Annotated in this window: 18 protein-coding genes and 1 pseudogene; 9 read left to right on the plus strand and 10 right to left on the minus strand. The window is 46.5% G+C overall.

Translation table 11 applies throughout. The annotated features are described in order from the left end of the window. A complete protein-coding gene (gene gluQRS / locus HGD77_RS14090; protein ID WP_168730892.1) occupies nucleotides 1–921 on the plus strand; it encodes a tRNA glutamyl-Q(34) synthetase GluQRS in 921 nt (306 codons plus the stop codon). Between the two features lie 57 nt (nucleotides 922–978). Next, entirely contained in the window at nucleotides 979–1,239 is a 261-nt protein-coding gene (locus HGD77_RS14095; protein WP_168730893.1) for a zinc ribbon domain-containing protein, read from the plus strand. Here HGD77_RS14095 and ftsW read toward each other — a convergent pair. The 5 genes from ftsW to HGD77_RS14120 all read right to left on the minus strand — a co-directional run bounded on the left by ftsW (nucleotide 1,228) and on the right by HGD77_RS14120 (nucleotide 6,378). Continuing rightward, nucleotides 1,228–2,424, minus strand: a complete 1,197-nt coding sequence (ftsW, locus tag HGD77_RS14100; protein ID WP_153566388.1) for a putative lipid II flippase FtsW — start codon at nucleotides 2,422–2,424, stop codon at nucleotides 1,228–1,230. The genes HGD77_RS14095 and ftsW overlap by 12 nt on opposite strands. A gap of 20 nt (nucleotides 2,425–2,444) precedes the next feature. Continuing rightward, nucleotides 2,445–3,791, minus strand: a complete 1,347-nt coding sequence (murD, locus tag HGD77_RS14105) for a UDP-N-acetylmuramoyl-L-alanine--D-glutamate ligase (protein ID WP_168730894.1) — start codon at nucleotides 3,789–3,791, stop codon at nucleotides 2,445–2,447. 162 nt (nucleotides 3,792–3,953) lie between these two features. Beyond that, nucleotides 3,954–4,205 carry a DUF6587 family protein gene (locus tag HGD77_RS14110; protein WP_005101469.1) on the minus strand — a complete coding sequence of 84 codons (252 nt, stop codon included), beginning with the start codon at nucleotides 4,203–4,205 and terminating at the stop codon, nucleotides 3,954–3,956. Between the two features lie 59 nt (nucleotides 4,206–4,264). After that, nucleotides 4,265–6,121, minus strand: coding sequence for a ferrous iron transporter B (gene feoB / locus HGD77_RS14115; protein WP_168730895.1), 1,857 nt, complete (start codon nucleotides 6,119–6,121; stop codon nucleotides 4,265–4,267). Beyond that, nucleotides 6,118–6,378 (minus strand): FeoA family protein, encoded by a 261-nt coding sequence (locus HGD77_RS14120; protein WP_005101473.1) that lies wholly within the window; start codon nucleotides 6,376–6,378, stop codon nucleotides 6,118–6,120. The genes feoB and HGD77_RS14120 overlap by 4 nt, the downstream gene beginning before the upstream one ends. A 174-nt stretch (nucleotides 6,379–6,552) precedes the next feature. On the opposite strand from HGD77_RS14120, the gene xerD reads away from it, so the two are divergent. The 4 genes from xerD (at nucleotide 6,553) to thrC (ending at nucleotide 11,010) form a co-directional block, all read left to right on the plus strand. Beyond that, nucleotides 6,553–7,470: a site-specific tyrosine recombinase XerD gene (gene xerD, locus HGD77_RS14125; RefSeq protein ID WP_155861579.1), complete on the plus strand. Its 918-nt coding sequence runs from the start codon at nucleotides 6,553–6,555 to the stop codon at nucleotides 7,468–7,470. Between the two features lie 99 nt (nucleotides 7,471–7,569). Continuing rightward, complete coding sequence (locus tag HGD77_RS14130; RefSeq protein ID WP_168730896.1) at nucleotides 7,570–8,379, plus strand: DsbC family protein; 810 nt, start codon at nucleotides 7,570–7,572, stop codon at nucleotides 8,377–8,379. A gap of 127 nt (nucleotides 8,380–8,506) precedes the next feature. After that, a complete protein-coding gene (locus tag HGD77_RS14135; RefSeq protein WP_005263945.1) occupies nucleotides 8,507–9,814 on the plus strand; it encodes a homoserine dehydrogenase in 1,308 nt (435 codons plus the stop codon). 56 nt (nucleotides 9,815–9,870) lie between these two features. Then, entirely contained in the window at nucleotides 9,871–11,010 is a 1,140-nt protein-coding gene (thrC, locus tag HGD77_RS14140; protein ID WP_004281061.1) for a threonine synthase, read from the plus strand. Between the two features lie 57 nt (nucleotides 11,011–11,067). Here thrC and HGD77_RS14145 read toward each other — a convergent pair whose 3' ends face one another. Further along, nucleotides 11,068–12,129: a serine hydrolase gene (locus HGD77_RS14145; protein WP_138743173.1), complete on the minus strand. Its 1,062-nt coding sequence runs from the start codon at nucleotides 12,127–12,129 to the stop codon at nucleotides 11,068–11,070. Nucleotides 12,130–12,348: 219 nt separating this feature from the next. On the opposite strand from HGD77_RS14145, the gene HGD77_RS14150 reads away from it, so the two are divergent. The 3 genes and pseudogenes from HGD77_RS14150 (at nucleotide 12,349) to HGD77_RS14160 (ending at nucleotide 16,011) form a co-directional block, all read left to right on the plus strand. Next, nucleotides 12,349–12,984, plus strand: a complete 636-nt coding sequence (locus HGD77_RS14150; RefSeq protein WP_004281059.1) for a response regulator — start codon at nucleotides 12,349–12,351, stop codon at nucleotides 12,982–12,984. A 22-nt stretch (nucleotides 12,985–13,006) separates the two neighbouring features. After that, a pseudogene (locus tag HGD77_RS14155) lies at nucleotides 13,007–14,572 on the plus strand (sensor histidine kinase). Between the two features lie 14 nt (nucleotides 14,573–14,586). Continuing rightward, nucleotides 14,587–16,011: a sigma-54-dependent transcriptional regulator gene (locus HGD77_RS14160; protein ID WP_005263946.1), complete on the plus strand. Its 1,425-nt coding sequence runs from the start codon at nucleotides 14,587–14,589 to the stop codon at nucleotides 16,009–16,011. Here HGD77_RS14160 and HGD77_RS14165 read toward each other — a convergent pair whose 3' ends face one another. From HGD77_RS14165 to lptF, 4 genes are all read right to left on the minus strand, one after another. Continuing rightward, nucleotides 16,012–17,184, minus strand: a complete 1,173-nt coding sequence (locus tag HGD77_RS14165) for a S41 family peptidase (protein ID WP_005263947.1) — start codon at nucleotides 17,182–17,184, stop codon at nucleotides 16,012–16,014. Nucleotides 17,185–17,214: 30 nt separating this feature from the next. Continuing rightward, entirely contained in the window at nucleotides 17,215–18,762 is a 1,548-nt protein-coding gene (gene gpmI, locus HGD77_RS14170; protein WP_168730897.1) for a 2,3-bisphosphoglycerate-independent phosphoglycerate mutase, read from the minus strand. Between the two features lie 124 nt (nucleotides 18,763–18,886). After that, nucleotides 18,887–19,957: an LPS export ABC transporter permease LptG gene (gene lptG, locus HGD77_RS14175; protein ID WP_168730898.1), complete on the minus strand. Its 1,071-nt coding sequence runs from the start codon at nucleotides 19,955–19,957 to the stop codon at nucleotides 18,887–18,889. A 2-nt stretch (nucleotides 19,958–19,959) separates the two neighbouring features. Then, a complete protein-coding gene (lptF, locus tag HGD77_RS14180; protein WP_004281053.1) occupies nucleotides 19,960–21,060 on the minus strand; it encodes an LPS export ABC transporter permease LptF in 1,101 nt (366 codons plus the stop codon). Nucleotides 21,061–21,155: the final 95 nt, after the last annotated feature.

Here is a 21,155-nt window from a genome sequence, read left to right on the forward strand (position 1 = left end):
ATGTCGTTAAGTAATCCCTCCCTGCCCCTCCCTTTAATAAAGGGAGGGAAAGCTGAAGTGAATTACGTGGGCCGGTTCGCGCCATCGCCAACCGGCCCTTTGCATTTTGGCTCCCTCATTACCGCAGTTGCCAGTTACTGCGACGCCAAAGCCAATCAAGGCACATGGCTGGTTCGGGTTGAAGACACCGATATTCCTCGTATTTATCCCGGCAGCGAAGAGCATATTTTGCGTGCCCTAGATGCCTTTCAGCTTGAACCTGATGCCGAAATCATTTTTCAGAAAGACCGTTTAGATATTTACGAAGACGTCATCCAGCAATTGCGTCAGCAAGGTCTGGTCTATGCCTGCCAATGCACCCGTAAAATGCTCGGTTCCAATCATATCTATCAGGATAACTGCCGCGACTTGGGTCTGGCTTTTGAGCATCAAGCCATTCGCCTAAAAGTTGAAGATGTTGAAATCTGTTTTGAAGACCGGCTGCAAGGTCGGCACTGTTCAGAATTGAAGAAAGATCTGGGAGACTTTGTCTTAAAACGTCGTGATGGCATTATTAATTACCAGCTGGCTGTAGTGGTCGATGATTATCTGCAAGGTATGACGCATGTGGTACGTGGGGCTGATCTTTTAGATAATACCGAACGACAAATCTATTTGGGACAGTTACTCGGTTATCCGCAGCTGAGCTATATGCATCTGCCGCTGGCAATGAATGATCAGGGACAAAAACTGTCGAAACAAAATCTGGCCCAAGCACTGGATTTAATTCAGGCGCCACAATTATTAAAACAGGCACTTCAGGCTTTGCATCAGGCTGAAGTTGCTTTAGATGCTCCGCAACGGATGCTGCAACAGGCAGTGGCGCAATGGGATATCGACCGGATTCCACATACAACTGAGCTACAAGGTCACTATTTATAAAAACAGCTTTTCACTTAAGCTAGACTTCTACAATGAAAAATAGATAGGAAGAAGAGTATGTTTTTTATTTTTGGCGTCGGCCCTAAAACTAAAACCATTGAGAAAAGCCAGTTTCTGTGTCCGGTCTGCCGTACCCGTTCGGGCTATGAGCTGAAACAACAGCGTAATTATTTTTCTTTGTTTTTTATACCTTTGATTCCACTTTCCAAGCCTAAAACTGCTTTTGTGACCTGTTCTAATTGTGGAACCACAATGCCGAGCACGGTACTTGACCATGCTCAGCCAGAGCCAGGACGAAACTCGAATCTAGAAGCTTGATTCTTCGCGGCTTGGATTGACTTGGCGTGTGGTTGAATCAATTTTCAGAATCAGACTAATCATGACTGCACAGATAATCAGGGATGAACCGCCATAACTAATAAATGGCAGAGTCAAACCCTTGGTCGGCAACATACCCATATTCATGCCGGCATTCACCAGAATCTGTAACAGGAAAATGATACTGATCCCATAAGCCAGATAGCCGGCACGTAGATATTGATGCTGCAAGGCACGATGCCCAATACGGATACAGCAGACCAGCATGGTGAAGGACAAGATCAGGATGGTCGAAATACCTAAAAAGCCAAATTCTTCACCCAAAATTGCCAGCATGAAATCGGTATGCGCCTCAGGCAAATAAGACATTTTCTGGATACTATGCCCCAAGCCTACCCCTGCCCATTCCCCACGGCCAAAGGCCATAAGGGCATTAGAGAGCTGATAACCGGTGCCTAAGGGATCTTCCCAAGGATTCGAAAAAGACAGCAGACGTTGCAGACGATACGGTTCCAACAGAATCGCGGCAGCAAATGCGCCGACCAAGGTCATAAAAGCCACACCGAACTGAATCCACGGCGCACCCGCCAGAAAGAACACGCCAAGCATGGTTAAGGTAATTACCACGGTTGCACCCAAGTCAGGCTCGAGAATAATCAAACCGACGGTAGCACCCATGATGGCACTTAAACGGACCAGACCCTTGATATTATTCCGTACTTCTTCCGCACGGCGCACCACGTAGTCTGCAGTAAAAATTGCCATCATCACTTTGGCGACTTCCGAAGCCTGTAAGGTAAAGCCTGCGATCCGAATCCAGCGTTTGGAACCATTGACTTCCGTCCCGACAAATAGCACGGCCACCAAAAGTACGATGGTAATAATCCACAAAAAGAAAGTGTTATTAAACCAGACTTTTAAGGGGATTTTATAAGCCAGAAAAGCTGCTACGGCAGCGACAAAAATCGAAATCCCATGTCGGCTAATATAGTGAAACGGATTTTCATGCATACGTTCTGCATAGGGCATCGAGGCCGATGCCACCATGATCGAACCAATGCAGAGCAAAGCCAACACACAGAAAATCAATACATTCCGTGGATTCACTTCAGCAGGTATTCTGGGTACCCACTGCGTATAAAATTGATTTAATTTATTGATCGTAGTCTGAGCAAACCCAGCCATATCACGAATCCTTGTTATTCTTAATTGAGTTCATTCACATACGCAACAAACTTGCGACCACGCTCAGGATAACCCGAGAACATATCAAAACTTGCGCATGCAGGAGACAATAACACGACATCATGGGCCTGGGTGTGCTTTTGGCAGATTTCTACGGCCTGCTGCAAACTCTCTGCATGAACCAGCTCAGTCGTGCCACTAATCGCCGCTTCGATGATCGGACGGTCTTCACCAATCAGCACTGCAATCTTGGCATATTTAATCAATGATTCACGCAAAGCCTTAAAGTCCTGTCCTTTGCCCTGTCCACCGAGAATAATCGCAACTTTGCCACCTTGGGCTTCAATCGCCATACCTAGACCATCGAGAGCCGCCAAGGTTGCACCGATGTTGGTGCCTTTGGAGTCGTTATAATAACGTACGCCCTGCACTGCTTTGACAAATTCGCAGCGATGTTCCAGACCTTTGAAAGTTTTTAAAGTGTTTAGCATGCTGTCCAATGGCAAACCAATCGCTTCACCGAGTGCCAGACAAGCCAGGGCATTGGCAACATTATGCGTGCCCTGCATATACATCTCGGTACTTTTCAGCAGACGCTCACGACCACGCGCCAGCCAGATGCTGCCATCCGTATCCTTGAGAATACCGTACTGGTTCATATCCGGTGCATTTAGACCAAAGCTTTGTATCGGTGTTACGTCTGGCACCAGAGGACGGGTCAAAGAGTCATCACGGTTATAGACGACTTTTTTTACACCCTGGAAAATCCGGTGTTTCGCCGTGTGATAACCCATCATATCGCCATGACGATCCAGATGATCTTCACTCATGTTCAACACCACCGCGACTTCAGCCGCCAGATTTGAGGTGGTTTCCAGCTGAAAACTGGACAGCTCGAGTATATACAGCTCAGGATCATCTTTGGTGAGGTCTAGCGCAGGACGCCCCAGATTGCCACCGACAGCGACTTTTTTACCCGCATCCGCTGCCATCAAGCCAATCAAGGTCGTCACGGTACTTTTGGCATTAGAACCGGTAATTGCTACGATTGGCTTGTCTGTAGCACGGCGTAAAATCTGGATTTCACTGACCACCGGAATACCCTTGTTAATCGCTGCCTGAATTTCAGGAAGTTTAGGATCAAGCCCCGGGCTGATGACGATTTCTTCTGCAGACAGCAATAACTCTGCATCAAACTGACCAAAACTGGTCTGAACCTCAGCCGGAATCTGGTCATGCCCTGGCGGGTTAGCTCTAGAATCTGTTACTGCAACGCGGTAGCCCTGACTATGCAAGAAATTGACTGCTGCAACACCTGATATTCCGAGTCCTGCAACGACTTTTAACCCACCACGTTGTATTAACATTTTCGCCCCATATTTTGGTCTATTTTGAAACTGACGAAATGGTAGCACTTTGCTGTTTTGAATGCCTTTTCTGATTGGCTTTTCTGCACATTTTTTTTGTGTCCATGCGTAAAAAAACCGTCATGATCATGACGGTTTTTGAAATTTAGCCAGAAAAGGAAATTATTTCCATTTCACCGCTTGTTGAGCCGGCTTTACGTCTGAACCTTTTTCTGAAACCGGACAGGCACAGTTGCCACCGCAGCCTGCCGCCATACCCGGTTGCAGCCATTTGGCCAGACGCTGCCAGCCCTTGGCTGCACAGGCATCAGACAGCTTCTGGAAGACTGAGTTAGAGGTGTTCGGAAACACCTTTTTAAAGACAACCAGCATGCTCCAAAGCACCAGTGCTGTCACAATTAGAATTTCAATCATCTCAATCTCCCATACATATACAATGCAGCAAATTCAATTGGCCAAGGCCAAGTTGAGATTTAGCCCAAATAATATGAAGCAATTTGATAAGTCAGGAATGACATGAAATATGCCAGACCAAACAGGTAAATAGTCATGATACTGACAGTTTTCCAGGAACCTGTTTCACGTTTAACCGTTGCCAGAGTCGCCAGACAATGTGGTGCATAAATAAACCACACCAGCAAAGACAAACCTGTCGCCACTGACCAGCCCAGATCACCTCCACCGCTGATCAGCGCAGCTAGACCTTCAGACATCGCATCTTCATCAACTGCCGACATCGCATAGACTGTACCCAGTGCTGCAACGACCACTTCACGCGCTGCCATCGCTGGAATCAGGGCAATACAGATCTGCCAGTTAAAACCGAGTGGTGCAAAGATCGGTTGCATCAGATGACCGAGCATCCCCGCCAATGAATAATCAATGGCCGGCAAGGTTGCGCCTTCTGGTGGCTGCGGGAACGTACACAGGAACCACAGTACAATCGATAAGGCGAAGATGATGCCGCCGACACGTTTCAAGAAGATTTTGCCGCGATCCAATAAGCCGATCCAAACGTTCTTCAAGTCCGGAAAACGGTAGCTTGGCAGTTCCATCAGCAGCATGTGCTGTGATTTATCTTTGTGGAAGAATTTCAACACAAAAGACACTACCAAAGCACTTACGATGCCTGCCATATACAGACCGAAAAGTACCAGACCTTGCAGATTCAGGAAGCCCCAGACAGTTTGTGCGGGTACAAATGCCGCAATCAGCAAGGCATAAACCGGCAAACGCGCCGAACAGGTCATTAAAGGTGCAACAAAAATCGTGGTTAAACGATCTCGTGGATCACTAATGGTCCGCGATGCCATAATGCCGGGAATGGCACAGGCAAAGCTGGACAATAACGGAATAAAGGCACGTCCTGACAAACCGGCTTTAAACATCAGTTTATCGAGCAAGAATGCTGCACGCGGTAAATAACCCGATTCTTCCAGTACCAGAATAAAGAAGAACAAAATCAGAATTTGTGGCAGGAATACGACTACTCCGCCTGCACCGGCAATAATCCCATCTACCACCAGACTATTCAGCAAGGGATGAGAAATATATTCGCCGAGGAACTCACCCAACCAGCCGAAGAAGGATTCAATCCCATCCATAAACGGCGCAGCCCAGGCAAATACCGCCTGGAAAATCACGAACATCATCACGGCCAGACTAATTAAGCCCAGTACCGGATGCAGAAAAATCTTGTCGAGGAAATCGGTACGTTTATCTTCCTGATCGACGAAATTGACCACGTCATTCAGAATGTTTTCCACGCGCTGGTGACTGTCACCTTTCAAGCCGCTGAGCTCAGTCTGTGGTACAGAATACTTGCCTTGATCCAACGCATTTTTCAGGTTTTCAATCCCTGAATTGCGCACAGCCACCGTTTCTACCACAGGTACGCCCAGTCGCTCAGACAGCTTCTGAGTATTGATCTGCATGCCACGACGGCGTGCTTCATCCATCATGTTCAGCACAACCAGCACCGGACGACCCAGCTGAATCATTTCCAGCACCAGACCCAAATGCAGTTTCAGATTGGTGGCATCTACCACACACAAAAATGCATCCTGCTCCTGCTCTTCCGCAATTTTACCTTGTACGACGTTGCGGGTAATCTCTTCATCCGGACTGGTCGCATCCAGACTATAAGTTCCCGGCAAATCCAGTACCCGTACCGCTTTGCCTGAGGCAAGCTGAAACGTACCGACTTTACGTTCAACCGTGACACCCGCATAGTTACCGACTTTTTGGCGTGTTCCAGTTAAGTGGTTGAATAATGAAGTTTTACCGCAGTTAGGGTTACCGACAAGGGCAATACGTAATGTATCACTCATGCCGACACCGCCTGTTCGATTTCAATTTTGGCTGCTTCTGATTTACGCAAAGCAAAACGTGTGAATCCAACTTGAATCAAAATGGGATCTCCACCAAAAATACCTTTAGTAATGACTTGTACCTTTGTACCTGGTACAAAGCCTAAAGTTTCCAAACGACTCGCAACGACATCGTGTAGAGCACTTTCACCATCAGCTGTTCGACTCACTTTTCGAATGATGGCAATTTGTTTTGCTTTTAAATCAGACAAACGCACCGTGAAATTCCTAAACTATTTTGTACAGTATACAAACAAATGAGAATAATTAACAAATAAGATTAATTACATTTCGATTTAGCCTTATACCACATCGACACTGTCATAAAATTAAACTACAGTGGAGAATACCAATCCCGATTATCGCTTTTTCAGATCAGATCCTTTCACCCTATGCTGAATAAAAAACCCCGTATTCCTGCCCCTGTCCAAATTCCTGATGCGTTCAGTTATTTGCAGGGTTTTCGTGATTATCTGATTGCACAAACGGTCAGCCCGCATACTCGAAATGCCTATTTGTCCGATCTGGTGCAATGTGCAGAATGCCTGAGCAAGCCTCTGCCGGAATTGAGTCATGATGATATTTCTGATGTACTGATTGCGCTGACCAAACAGCAAAAAAGTCCACGTTCGATTGCCCGCTGCCTATCTGCCTTGCGCTCATTTTATAAATTTCTGCGTGAGCAGAAACTTCGTAGTGACAATCCGGTGGCTGCACATAAAACCCCGAAACTGGGCCGGGCCTTACCCAAAGATCTCTCCGAAGCTGATGTCGAAGCCCTGATTCATGCTCCGGATATCAACACGGCATTAGGGCTGCGCGATCGCGCCATGTTTGAAGTGCTGTATGCCTGCGGACTCCGGGTGACCGAACTGATTAACTTGCGGCTGGAACTGATCAACTTAAAACAGGGCTATTTACGTATTGTGGGTAAAGGTAATAAAGAACGCCTGGTTCCGATGGGAAAAATGGCCTGTGAATGGGTGGGAAAATATCTGAATGAAGCCCGTCCGCAACTGTATAGGACTTCGACCGATTATCTGTTTTTGACCCAGCATGGCGGTATCATGAGCCGGCAGAATTTCTGGTATGCCATTAAGCGTTATGCGCTGCAGGCCGGAATCCAGTCCGAACTGTCACCGCATACCTTGCGCCATGCCTTTGCGACGCATTTACTCAATCATGGCGCAGACTTACGCGTGGTACAGATGCTGCTCGGGCATAGTGATCTGTCTACCACCCAAATTTATACCCATGTAGCACAAGTACGGATGCAACAGCTACACGCGACCCATCATCCACGAGCTTAAAACATATCCGGATGGAATAAACTGAGAAGTTTGACGTGTGGGTATTTTTTTTTGTTATGCTAATGCTCTGTTTTTAATCCAAGAAGAAAAGGGTTTTTTATGACATTTGCCCGCTCAAAAATTTTTATGGCTTGCATACTTGCTGCTGGTTTGGGTCTGACTGCGTGTTCCAATTCCACTAACAACGATAAAAAGCAAGAGTTGACTGCGAGCGCACCGGCGACGGGCGAAGCCTCTACCCTGACAGAACGCAATGCAGAACAGCGTCTGGCTTCTACGCTGGAAAAGCATTTCAAAACTGCTGGCATCAGTGCCAAAATTACCGACATTAAAGCCACTGAAGTGCCAAACCTGTACTGGGTGAGTCTGGAAGGCATGTCTGCGGTCTATGTCACCAGTGACGGTAAATACCTGATTCAGGGCGATGTGATCCGTCTCGGTGACAAACAGCTACACAATGTCAGCGAAAACCTGCAGGCAGGCATCAACAATAAACTCTTTGCTGAACTCAAGCCAGCAGACTTGCTGGTCTATCCAGCCAAAGGCAAAGCCAAGCATGTGGTCTATGTGTTTACCGATGTCAGCTGTCCGTATTGCCATAAATTCCATGAGCAAATGGATGAGATGAATGCCAAAGGCATTGAAGTGCGTTATATCGCCTGGCCGCGTGGTGAACAGCATATGCCGGCCATGGAAGCGATCTGGTGCAGTGCTGACCGCCGTAGTGCCTTTGACCAGGCGATTTCAGGCGCACAGATTAGTGCAGAGAAGTGTGAAAATCCTGTTCAAGATCAATATCAAATGGGTCTGAAGATGGGCGTGAATGGTACCCCTGCCATTTATAATTCAGCAGGTACTTATCTGGGTGGTTACCTGTCTACATCGGAATTATTGAATCGGCTTAAATAACTCATTTTAATACGTTATTTAACTTTAATTTATAGATAAAGATATTCTGAAAATGACCCTAGAGTCAGGCGGTTTTTTTAGCTATGATCTAGGTTCTTGTAAAAAACTGTTTAATTTGGAGTGTGACGTGAAACCAGTTCGTCTGGCAATCCTCGGTCTTGGTACTGTAGGTGGTGGTGCCTTGAAACTATTAAAAGAAAATGCTGCTGAGATCAAACGTCGCACCGGTCGTGAAATTGAAATTACCCATGTAGGCACCCGTCGTCCACGTCCTGATCTGGATCTGCCAGAATCGGTCAAACAAAGTGCTGATTTGATGGACATCGTGCGTCAACCTGATGTAGACGTGGTGGTTGAAGTCATGGGCGGAATTCATCCTGCCTATGAAGTCATCATGGAAGCCATGAAACATGGCAAACATATTGTAACCGCCAACAAAGCACTCTTGGCTGAACACGGTAATGAACTGTTTAAAGCGGCTGAAGACAATGCCGTGCAAATTGCCTATGAAGCCGCAGTGGCTGGTGGCATTCCAATTATTAAAGTGATCCGTGAAGGTTTGGCAGCCAACAAGATTGAATGGCTGGCCGGTATTATTAACGGCACAGGTAACTTCATTCTTAGTGAAATGCGTGAAAAAGGCCGCGCTTTTGAAGATGTGCTGAAAGAAGCGCAAGAACTGGGTTATGCCGAAGCCGATCCGACCTTTGACGTGGAAGGCATTGACGCAGCACACAAGCTGACGATTCTGGCCTCATGTGCCTTTGGTATTCCACTTCAGTTTGACAAAGTCTTTACTGAAGGCATTGGCAAAGTCACGGCACAAGATGTGAAATATGCCGAAGACCTCGGTTTCCGGATTAAACATCTGGGCATTGCACGCCGTACTGATGCCGGGATTGAACTCCGTGTACACCCGACCCTGATTCCAGATGACCAGCTAATTGCCAATGTCAATGGTGTGAAAAATGCGGTTCTGGTACAAGCCAATGCGGTTGGCCCAACACTGTACTATGGTGCTGGCGCGGGTGCTGGACCAACAGCTTCTGCGGTGGTTGCCGATGTCGTCGATATTGTCCGCGACATCATTTACACAGAAGACGGTGCAGGCACCATTCCACAACTGGCTTTCGAAGCGCTCAGTGATTTACCGATCTTGAGTCGTGAACAAATGACTACCGGCTATTACATCCGTATTAATGCCGAAGATCAGATGGGCGTGCTTGCCGATGTCACCACGATTTTAAGCCGTGCCGGCATTAGTATTGATGCGATCATGCAGCAACCGCGTTTATCCAAAGACCTTATTCCTATCGTGATTCTGACTGATCCAGTCAAGGAATCAAAAATGGATGCAGCGCTTTCACAAATTCAAGCATTACCCGTCATTCATGGCGAAATTGTACGAATTCGTTTAGAATCGCTTGATAATTAATCGGGTTGAGGGGAGGATTCCCCTTGCCAAGCTCTACACACAATTGGAACATCATCATGTCGAATGCCAATCGTTATACTGGTTTAGTTGACCGCTATCGCGACCGTTTACCAGTGTCTGCAACTACTCGTGCGATCTCTTTGGGTGAAGGTAATACTCCACTGATCAAGCTTGAGAATATTCCACGCATTATTGGTAAAGATGTTGAAATTTATGTGAAGTACGAGGGCTTAAACCCGACTGGTTCATTTAAAGACCGCGGTATGACTATGGCGGTGACCAAAGCCGTTGAAGAAGGCTCTAAAGCCATCATCTGCGCATCTACTGGTAACACCTCTGCGGCGGCGGCGGCATATGCTGCGCGTGCTGGCATCAAAGCATTCGTGCTCATCCCTGAAGGCAAAATTGCCATGGGTAAAATGGCTCAAGCGATGATGTATGGTGCGATCACCATGCAAATTCGCGGTAACTTCGATGACGGTATGCGTCTGGTTAAAGAAGTTGCCGATCAAGCACCGGTAACGATTGTAAACTCAATCAACCCATACCGCCTGCAAGGTCAAAAAACCATTGCTTATGAAATCGTTGAAGCTTTAGGTCGTGCACCGGATTATCACTGCCTGCCAGTCGGTAACGCGGGTAACATCACTGCGCACTGGATGGGTTATACCGAAGCGGTGGCTAACCAGTCGAAAGAAGAATTTGAGCAAGTCGTTTACGATGCTGAAACTGATGCTTTCACTGGTCCTAAACCGGCAGGTTTGCCAATCATGGCAGGTTACCAAGCCTCTGGTGCTGCACCGTTCCTTCGTGGCGGTCCAGTAGAAAACCCGGAAACTGTTGCAACTGCGATTCGTATCGGCAATCCGCAAAGCTTCAATCATGCTAAAGCGGTTGTTCGTGATTCAAACGGCTGGTTTGATGAACTGACTGATGCGGAAATTCTTGAAGCTCAACGTCTGCTTTCTATGTATGAAGGTGTATTCGTAGAGCCTGCGTCTGCTGCGTCTGTCGGCGGTGCGATCCGTGATATTAAAGCGGGTAAAATTGCTGAAGGTTCAGTGATCGTATGTACCGTAACGGGTAACGGTCTGAAAGATCCAGACACTGCTATCAAGCAATGTGCTGATGCCGTGATGTTGTCGATTGATGCAACTATGAGTCAAGTTAAAGACTCTATTCTGTCGAATATGTAATTTCGGCCAGAATTAAAAAAACCCTGCACTTGCAGGGTTTTTTTATGAACCAATCAATTAGATTCGTTTAGGTTGCTGGCTGACCCAACTCATTAAACGGGTCGCATCATTGGTACGCGCCTGTGAGCTGTTTGCGCCTAAAAGTACCACCGCCACCGGACGGTTATTCAGAGTCGTGTGCATCACCACACAGCGCCCTGCTTCATTAATAAAACCGGTTTTAGAAATATTGATATTCCAGCCGCCATTACGTACCAAGGCATTGGTATTATTAGATTTCAATACACGATAACCCAAGTTAAAGTCATAGCTTGGCGTGGTCGAGAACTGACGAATCAGGCCGTATTGAGAGGCAGTATTCACCAAAATCCCTAAGTCACGAGCTGATGCCACGTTGCCCGGATGCAAACCTGTCGACTCCATGAAGTGGGTAGAATTCATACCCAGCTCTTTGGCTTTGGCATTCATTTTGGCAATAAATGCTGATCGACCACCCGGATAGGTTCGTGCCAAAGCGGCAGCAGCCGGGTTCTCGGACTTCATCAGAGCAAATAATAAAGCTTCAGCACGGTTCATGCTGTCTCCTGCTCTTAGCGTCGAGCTTGAGCTTTTACAACCTGAACAGGAAAAATCAGCCTGTTGCAGGGTGATTTTTTCCGACATATTCAGACGTGCATCAGAAATCACCACCGCTGTCATCAGCTTAGTAATCGATGCAATCGGATAGGCAGTATTGGTATTTTTGCTAAACAGCACTTCACCGGTTTGTGCATCCATGACCAGTGCAGCCCGTGCATTGACAGAAGGTTGATTACTAAAATGATTCGTATCAATAATCTGTGGCGCAGTATAAGCAGGTTTGGCTGTTGTTGGCGCTGCTGTGCCGGCCTGACGCAAAGTGGTAGTCACTGTGGCTGAACCGGGTGGCGACGGCTCATTGGCAGAGGCATTAAAATCATCGCTCATTAACTGGTTAACTTCTTCAGAAGACCAACTAATGCTGGAACCGCCCTCTGCCGTGCCAGAATTCATAATGATTTCAGCAAAACTTGTCGTGCTCATGCTGATTAACACGGACAGGCCGAGTAGATGCCTTAAAGACTTGTTTATTTTCTTCACTATTCCTTCACTCAACTAACAGAGGTAAGATTGATTTGCGTATTACCTCTAATATGCCTTACATTTAAACACAATGCCGAACATTTTTTGTTCTTGACACTGTGTGATAAGTTTCAGATTTAATCTTGCGAATAGGATTGCTAATTTTGTACTTTCATTGCAAGCTTATTTTGCTTTATGTAACAAAAAAATGATTTTTTTAACAGAGGGAGAGCGTAGGTGATCACAGTTTTAGTTGTGGACGACCATGAATTAGTTCGTACTGGAATTTGCAGAATGCTAGAAGACCATGCGGAGGTTCAGGTAATTGGACAAGCTGAATCTGGTGAAGAAGCGATCTCTCTAGTTCGTCAACATCATCCTGATGTAGTTTTGTTAGATGTGAATATGCCGGGCATTGGTGGCGTAGAAACCACGCGCCGTCTACTTCAGAGTGCGCCGGAAACCAAAGTTTTGGCGGTTAGCGGTTTAGCAGAAGAGCCTTATCCATCCCTGTTATTGAAAGCCGGTGCCAAAGGTTATATCACCAAAGGGGCCCCGATTTCGGAAATGGTCCGTGCGATTAACAAAGTCATGCAAGGCGGCAAATATTTCAGTGCAGACATTGCGGAACAGTTAGCAAGCTCTTACCTTTCTGATACACAACAATCGCCTTTTGATGCATTGTCAGAACGTGAAATGCAAGTCGCGATGATGGTCGTGAATTGTATCAGCGCCCAGGAAATTGCCGACAAGCTCTTTGTGAGTGTTAAAACCGTGAATACTTATCGTTACCGTATTTTTGAAAAACTGAATATCGATAGCGATGTTAAACTGACTCATCTGGCCATGCGCTATGGACTCATTAAACCTTAGCTTTTAACGAGTTCCGGTGCATATGGCACAAAAATCCAGTTATTCTGCGCTCAATCAATATCATCTCGGTATCTGGTATAGCGCTTATCGCTTGCTGATCAGCACCGGCCTACTGCTGATTTTTCTGCTGACCTACCCCGAACTCACCACCGATTATCAATACCCGCAGCTGTATTATTATGCACTGGGAATCGGGGTTGCGATCAATACCGTACAGCTGTTTGCGCTGAAATGGATCAGACGACTGATCTAGCCGCAGCTGATTATGATTTTCTTTAGCGATGTCTGCGTTTTAAGTTTGCTGACTTTGGCGAGCGACGGTCCTAATCTGCAAATTGGGCTGCTGTTTGTGATTACTATCTTTTCTGCATCTTTATTATTAGATACAAAAAAGGCCTTGGTCGTCACCCTCATTGCAGTCATTAGTGTTATTTATCAGCATTTTATCGGCAGTACTTTTGCGTTTTCTTCACTCAGCAATATCAGTAATAGCGCCCTGCTGGCCTTTTTGTTTTTTGTGGTTTATGGCACTGGACAAATTGCCGTGCGCCGTTTTCAGATTCTGGAAAATTTGAATTTTTCTCAATCGCTGGAACTGCATCGCTTACAGAATATTAACCGCTATATTCTGGAACAGATTGAAACCGGTTATCTGGTACTGGATGAAAACTACCATGTGGTACTCAGTAATCCCGCTGCCTGTAATCTTTTGGGAATTGAGTCCAAATACGGTCATGAGAAATTCACCTTATCTCAGTCACAGCCAGATTTATTTGAACTGATCCATTTTGAAACCCTGGAAAATGGTGAGCGCTTTCAGTTTGAATCCCAGCAAAGTCGCTATAATATTCATGTGCAGGTACAAAAGCTGATTGTGCCGCATCAGACTCTAATGCTACTGGTGTTACAGGATGCCAAAAAATTAAATCAGCAGGTGCAGCAACTCAAACTTGCTGCTCTGGGTCAGCTATCAGCCAGTATTGCTCATGAAATTCGCAATCCCTTGGCGGCCATTGTGCAGGCCAATGATTTATATCTGGATTCAGAAACTGAACAGCAACAGCTACTCCAGCAAATGATTGGCCGACAGGCGATCCGGATTGACCGAATTATTCAGGACACGCTAAATATGGTCAAAAATAAAGAAACCCATCCGGTGCCGATTCATCTCAATGAATTTATCCCGTTATTTATCCAGGAAGATTTGGCCGATATTCGCGATCAGATTCAATTTAATATTGATATCCCTTTGGTGATTCAGTTTGATGAAGCACAGTTCCGGCAAATCCTGATTAATCTGATTCGTAATGCGATTCGTCACAATTCAGCCGATGCTGCTTATATTCAGCTGAATGTGCATCCCTATGAACATCGGGTCTGGATTGACGTACGGGATTTTGGCTCTGGCGTAGCCGTACATGACCAAGCTCTATTGTTTAAACCCTTTTTTAGCACATCGATTAGTGGTACCGGATTAGGATTGTATTTATCACATAGTTTTTGCGAAGCAAATCAGGCACAATTAAACTATATACAACAAGAACAGGGCGCATGCTTTCGCATCAGCTGTCAACGTATTACGCTTTAAAGGGGTCAAGGAAGATGAATGGGGAACAACAACCACTGGTGCTTTTGGTGGATGATGAGGAAGATTTGTGTACCCTCATGCAAATGTCATTGCTGCGCATGGGAATTCGTACGCACATTGCCCACCGTTTGGAAGATGCTAAAAAATGCCTTGCCAATCATCAATATGATGCCTGTCTGACTGACCTAAACCTGCCCGATGGCAATGGTTTGGAGTTACTGGACTGGATTGGCAGCCTCTATCCGGCACTTCCGGTCGCAGTTCTGACCGCCTATGGCAACATGGAAATCGCCATTGCTGCGCTCAAAGCCGGGGCCTTTGATTTTGTCAGCAAACCGATCAATCAGAAACATCTGGAACAACTCTTACAAAAAGCCCTGAATAAACCGGTGGATTATTCGCATAATAATCCAAATGAAGCGCTTGAACATAAAATGCTGATTGGACAATCCCTGCCGATCCAGCAACTACGTATTACCTTACAAAAAATTGCCCGATCCCAAGCACCGGTTTTTATCACTGGTGAATCGGGAACAGGTAAAGAAGTCGTGGCCAATCTGGTCCATCGCCTGAGTAACCGCAATGAAGGTCCTTTTATTGCGATTAACTGTGGCGCCATTCCGACTGAGTTGATGGAAAGCGAACTGTTTGGGCATAAGAAAGGCAGCTTTACCGGCGCTGCTCAGGACAAACAGGGACTGATTCAATCTGCCCATGGTGGCAGTCTGTTTCTGGATGAAATTGCAGAATTACCGCTTTCTATGCAGGTCAAATTGTTACGTGCCGTACAGGAAAAACGTATTCGTCCACTCGGTTCGGATACCGAAATTGATGTGGATTTCCGTGTGATCAGTGCCACGCATCAGGATCTGGAAGCCTTGGTGCAACAAGGCAAATTCCGTCAGGATTTATATTTCCGTATTCATGTAATGGATCTGACTTTACCGCCATTACGTGAACGCGGTCAGGATATTCTGCTATTGGCCGAACATTTCATTCAGAAGATTTGCCAGGAATGGGGCATTCCCAATAAAAAACTGACCGAACGTAGCAAAGAGTTCTTATTGGGACAATATTATCCAGGTAATGTGCGTGAATTGCGTAATATTATGGAACGCGCGATTACTTTAAGTGATGAAGAGCGGATTGATCTTCAGCATTTGCAGAGTGCACCGCTGCGTCAGGCGCTAAACAGCCCTCAGGAGATGAATACGCTCACCAGCGAGATCATTGCGACCGAAACCCTGATTGCACCTAAAAAGCTGCCTGAAGAGGGTCTAGAACTATATTTGGAAAAGGTCGAGAAAGAAATTTTACTGAATGCGCTGAATCTGACCCATTGGAACCGGACACTGGCCGCCAAAAAACTCGGCATGTCATTCCGTTCCCTGCGCTATCGTTTGAAAAAGTTCGGACTGGATACCGAAGAAGACGAATAATTATTTTTGCAGGAGCAGCAAGTCTGTGACATGTTCCAGATAACTCTCCTCACGCATTTCCTGCTTAAACGGATAGTTGAAATGCGGCTGTACGCCCCGCCCTTCAATCATCTGGCCACTCGGGCTAAAGTATTGCGATACTGTCATCTGTAGAGCCGAACCGTTGCTTAAAGGAAAGAGTTTCTGTACTACGCCTTTGCCATAGCTTTTTTCGCCTACGACCCAGGCACGGTTATGTTCTTTCAGGGCTGCTGTAAACACTTCTGCTGCAGAAGCCGAGCGGTTATTAATCAATACCCCAACTTTCAGATTCTGAAACTCAAAACTCGGCAAGGCCTGAAATTGCTGATTACCTTCAGCGCGGCTTTTGGTCGACACAATCACGCCCTGATTCAAAAATAAATCGGCAGATTCAACTGCAGCCGAGAGTAAGCCACCGGGATTATTGCGTAAATCAAATAGCACGGCTTTTAAGCGCTTGTCGGCATAGCTTTCGATTAGACGTTTGATTTCATTGGCAGTATCTTGCTGAAAAACCTTGACCTGTAAAACCAGAACCTGATTATTGTGCAGGCTCGATTTAATTTCAGTATCCAGTTTGGTATTGCGGACCAGACGAACGGCCGGACTTTGCGGGGAGAGCTGAATCATGAGCGTAGAGCCAACGGCTCCGCTCAATAACTGCCGGACTTGTTCCTGATTCAGGCTATTTAATACCTGATCGTCAATTTTATAAACCGTGACGCCATTTCGAAGTCCCTGCTTGGCTGAATCAGCATCGGAACTCAGTCCCTGAACTACCCATTGCTTCAACCGCGGGTCAAATTGCAGATCAAAATCAATGCTGGCCAGATCACCTTCGGTATATTCACGCAGTTGCTTATAATCTTCAGGCGACAAATAACGGGAATAGCGATCTAAGCCACTGACCAGACCCTGAATGGCCTGTTGAAACAAGGCATCGTCATTTTTATCTTGAATATAATTATCTTTTACGATGCCATAAATTTGTACGAATTCTTGAATGGATGCCACAGGAATTTCGGAATAGACCTGCCCATCCATTTCCATATCATCGAATGCCGGCTCATTTGAACCCGCACCCCAAGCTGAATGACTCAAACACATCAGTAAGCATGGTATTACAACAGACTTCCAGCGTGTTCTTGCCATTCTTTGACCTTTTTAGAATTTTATCGAAAATTATGCATCAAGCTGAATCAGGTTACGACCCTGCATTTCAGCCGGTACCGGAACTTGCATCAGACTTAATAAAGTCGGTGCTACATCTGCCAATACACCGCCTTCTGCGATCGTGGCCTGAGTTGGGCCGACATAAATAAACGGAACCAATTCAGTGGTATGCTGAGTATGTACCTGACCACTGTGATAGTCCTGCATCTGCTCTACGTTACCATGATCGGCAGTCACAATCATATGACCTTTTTGCGCCATTACCGCTTCATAAACCCGGCCCAAACAGGTATCAACCGCTTCAACAGCTTTCACCGCAGCATCGAATACACCCGTATGACCGACCATATCACCATTGGCAAAGTTCACCACCAGCAGGTCAAATTCACCTGAATTGATCGCAGCCACCAGCTCATCAGTCACTTCATAAGCACTCATTTCCGGTTTAAGGTCATAAGTGGCTACGTTTGGCGATGGAATCAGGATACGTTTTTCACCTGGGTATTCATCTTCACGACCGCCACTGAAGAAGAAGGTCACATGTGCATATTTTTCCGTTTCCGCGATACGCAGCTGGGTTTTGCCCAAGTTGGACAGGTATTCACCAATCGAGTTGACCAATGCTTCAGGCATATACGCCACAGGTGCATCAATCGTGGCTTGATAACGCGTCAGCATGACAAATTTCGCCAAATTCGGCACGACTTTACGTTCAAAACCTGCAAAGTCTTTTTCTACAAATGCACGGGTCAATTCACGGGCACGGTCAGCGCGGAAGTTCATGAATACGACACTGTCGCCATCCTGAATTTTCGCCAGATCGCCAATACGGGTCGCTTTAACAAACTCATCCGACTCATCGGCTGCGTAAGCCTGTTCCAAACCTTCAACTGCGCTGGCAGCTGTACGAACCGCTTCACCTTCAGTCAACAACCGATAGGCCTGTTCAACACGATCCCAACGGTTATCACGGTCCATGGCAAAATAACGGCCAATCACAGTCGCAATACGACCTTGACCTGGATATTGTGCGAATAAGGCATCAAGCTTTTCTAAAGAAGGCTGTGCGCTTTTAGGCGGTGTATCACGACCATCTAAAAATGCATGTAAATAGACTTTCACACCGCGTTTCAGGGCCAGTTCAGCCATCGCCACGATATGATCTTCATGTGAGTGCACACCGCCTTCAGACAAAAGACCAAGCAAATGTACTGCCCCACCTGAAGCTTTGGCTTTCTCCACCGCATCGACCAACACTTCATGTTCAAAGAAGTCGCCCGTACGAATGTCTTTGGTAATCCGGGTAAAGTCCTGATACAGCACACGACCTGCGCCGAGGTTCATATGTCCGACTTCCGAGTTACCCATCTGGCCATCTGGCAGGCCAACATCTTCACCTGAACCCGAGATCAAACCATGCGGATGCTTGTCCTGTATCGCAGTTAAATTTGGTCGTTTAGCTGCTAAAAACGCATTGTCTTCGACCGCTTCGCGATGACCCACACCATCCATAATCACCAAAACGTGAGGGATTTTGCCAGCAGTTGCATCCGTCATAATGAAATACTCTGTTCGTCTACGAATTAATCGCTCTATTTTAGCGAAGTTTATAAAAAGAGGCCATGACCCGTATATGGTTTAAGCCTCTCATGATGATTGATTTGTTCTATTTTCCTATGGTTTAGCGTGCCCGATGCAGCAAGTATACGCCGATACCGAACATGATCAGAATCGGAATAAACACGAACCAGGCCGGAGATGGTGCGTAAATCAAGCTGGCATAGCCGAGGAAGTCCTGCAGATAGAAAAAACCTAGGCCGGCAAATAAGGCAATCACCAGACGGAACCCCATGGATTGCTGACGTAATGGCCCGAAGATAAATGAACAGGCAATCACCACCAGTGCGATCAGGGCAAAAGGCGAACCGAGTTTTTGCCAGAAGGCTAACTGATAGGTTTTCGGCACTTGGCTGTATTCATGCATATAGCTCATGAAACTAACCAGTTGACTCGGCGATAAATCTTCAGGATCAATGGTCACCATATGCACATATTTGGGCTGTAATGCCAGCGCTAAAGGTTGCTGTTGCTGCTTGACCAGCGTGGCATTGCCATTTTGTAAAATATCGAACTGCTCTGTGTTGTCCAGCGTCCAGGAACCATCTTTGACGAACTGGCCCTGATCTGCCTGCAAGGTACCGCGCAAACGATAGTTCTGGTCAAAGTCCAGCATCTGCACATTTTTCAACTGACCTTGCGAGTTAGCATAATCGATATAAATAAAGCGCTGCCCTTCCCGAGTCCAGTAACCACGCACTTCACCGAGTTGAGCGGCTTTACTAGCACTCTTGACGCTTTTGGCCTGTTCATTGGTATACGGAATCACCCATTCGCTCAGGGCAAAAGACAATACCACCAACAACAGTGCTGAACGGATCACCCACCCGACAATACGCCATAAGCTCACGCCGACCGAACGCATCACAATCAGCTCACTATTCGAGGCTAATGTACCAAGACCTAAAACTGCACCAATCAGTGCAGAAATCGGCAGGATTTCATATAAATAATTTGGTGCGCCCCAAAGCACATATTTCAAGGCATCCCAGGCACCATAACCATCTTTGAGCGAACCAAGCTCACCCAGATAAGTAAATAATACCTGTAAACCCGCCAATACCGCGGTTGCACCCAGCATCGCCAGCGCAGTGGTTTGGGTCACATGTTTTGCAACTATACGACGTGCCAACATTGTTAAGACCTCACTCGCTGAATCTGTTTCTTGATTTTCGGGCCTAATTTCTGTTTACGCGAGAACAAGGCACCCGCAATTGCATAGGCAATCAGAATCAATGGATAGGCCCAAATGCCCATTTCTTCTTTACTGATCCGCGTCTTCACTGCCATCAGGGCCACAATCAGACTGGCAAAAATCATGAGGGCAGGAAATAACTTGAGATATCGACCCTGTCGTGGACTCACTTCAGACAATGCCACAGCCAGAATCAGGGCAATCAGAATCGCAAAAGGAACAAACACCCGCCAGCCCAGCTCACTGGCCACCACAGGATCCTGACGGTTCTGCCACAATTGCGAGGTCGGTAAGGCTTCAACTTCAGTACTGGCAAATTGTGCTTCTTCATCGCTTTCTAAACGCAGACGATAGCTTTCAAATTCAGCTTGGGTATATTGCGGTGTGCCCGGATAGATCTCATAACGGCGTCCATTAACCAGATCGACCACATTGGCAGCATCATTCGGTACTTCAATTCGGGTGGCTTCCTGCGCCAGAATCATCACATCCGGTTTGCCTTCTTTTTCCGCACGCTGATAAAAGAAAATATCTTTTAAATTTTTACGGTCTTCTGACAGGTCACCGGCATAAATGGTATAGGGCCCAGAGGAGATAAATTCTTTCGGTCTCACCAGGTCAAAGCCGGTACGTACCGCCTGACTGGTGGTCAGGGCTTCAAACTGGCGAATGCCCCACGGCGCAGCCCACAGCATCAATCCGGCCTGAGCAATCAAAAACACCAGGGTCATCGGCACCAGTAGACGCGCCAATTGATGCCGACTGACGCCACTGCCATTCATTACAGCCATTTCATGATCGACATATAAACGGCCAAACACCAGCATCAGTCCAATAAAGAAACCGAGCGGAAGAATCAGGGTTAAGAACTCAGGCAAACGATAGCCAATAATGCTAAATAAAATGCCTGCATCCAGACGGCCTTGCGCCGCGACACCAAAATACTTGATCAGTCGACCGCCCATCATGATCAAGGTCAATAAGGCAATCACCACCAAGGATGTCGAGACAACTTGCTTGACCAGATAACGCCGAATAATCAAATTAATTCTTCCAAAATAAGGTCCATAAAACGAGTGCTAGTTTACCCGAATAGCAAAAATATAAAACCTAGGCCGCCCTGCCCATTGAAAATCTA

The organism is Acinetobacter sp. NEB149 (genome assembly GCF_012516415.1).
GTDB classification, from domain to species: Bacteria; Pseudomonadota; Gammaproteobacteria; order Pseudomonadales; family Moraxellaceae; genus Acinetobacter; species Acinetobacter lwoffii_V.

Coding starts and splice junctions, on each gene's coding strand:
- gluQRS (WP_168730892.1), top strand. CDS start 1: ATGTCGTTAAGTAATCCCTCCCTGCCCCTCCCTTTAATAAAGGGAGGG.
- HGD77_RS14095 (WP_168730893.1), top strand. CDS start 979: ATGTTTTTTATTTTTGGCGTCGGCCCTAAAACTAAAACCATTGAGAAA.
- ftsW (WP_153566388.1), bottom strand. CDS start 2,424: ATGGCTGGGTTTGCTCAGACTACGATCAATAAATTAAATCAATTTTAT.
- murD (WP_168730894.1), bottom strand. CDS start 3,791: ATGTTAATACAACGTGGTGGGTTAAAAGTCGTTGCAGGACTCGGAATA.
- HGD77_RS14110 (WP_005101469.1), bottom strand. CDS start 4,205: ATGATTGAAATTCTAATTGTGACAGCACTGGTGCTTTGGAGCATGCTG.
- feoB (WP_168730895.1), bottom strand. CDS start 6,121: ATGAGTGATACATTACGTATTGCCCTTGTCGGTAACCCTAACTGCGGT.
- xerD (WP_155861579.1), top strand. CDS start 6,553: ATGCTGAATAAAAAACCCCGTATTCCTGCCCCTGTCCAAATTCCTGAT.
- HGD77_RS14130 (WP_168730896.1), top strand. CDS start 7,570: ATGACATTTGCCCGCTCAAAAATTTTTATGGCTTGCATACTTGCTGCT.
- thrC (WP_004281061.1), top strand. CDS start 9,871: ATGTCGAATGCCAATCGTTATACTGGTTTAGTTGACCGCTATCGCGAC.
- HGD77_RS14160 (WP_005263946.1), top strand. CDS start 14,587: ATGAATGGGGAACAACAACCACTGGTGCTTTTGGTGGATGATGAGGAA.
- HGD77_RS14165 (WP_005263947.1), bottom strand. CDS start 17,184: ATGGCAAGAACACGCTGGAAGTCTGTTGTAATACCATGCTTACTGATG.
- gpmI (WP_168730897.1), bottom strand. CDS start 18,762: ATGACGGATGCAACTGCTGGCAAAATCCCTCACGTTTTGGTGATTATG.
- lptG (WP_168730898.1), bottom strand. CDS start 19,957: ATGTTGGCACGTCGTATAGTTGCAAAACATGTGACCCAAACCACTGCG.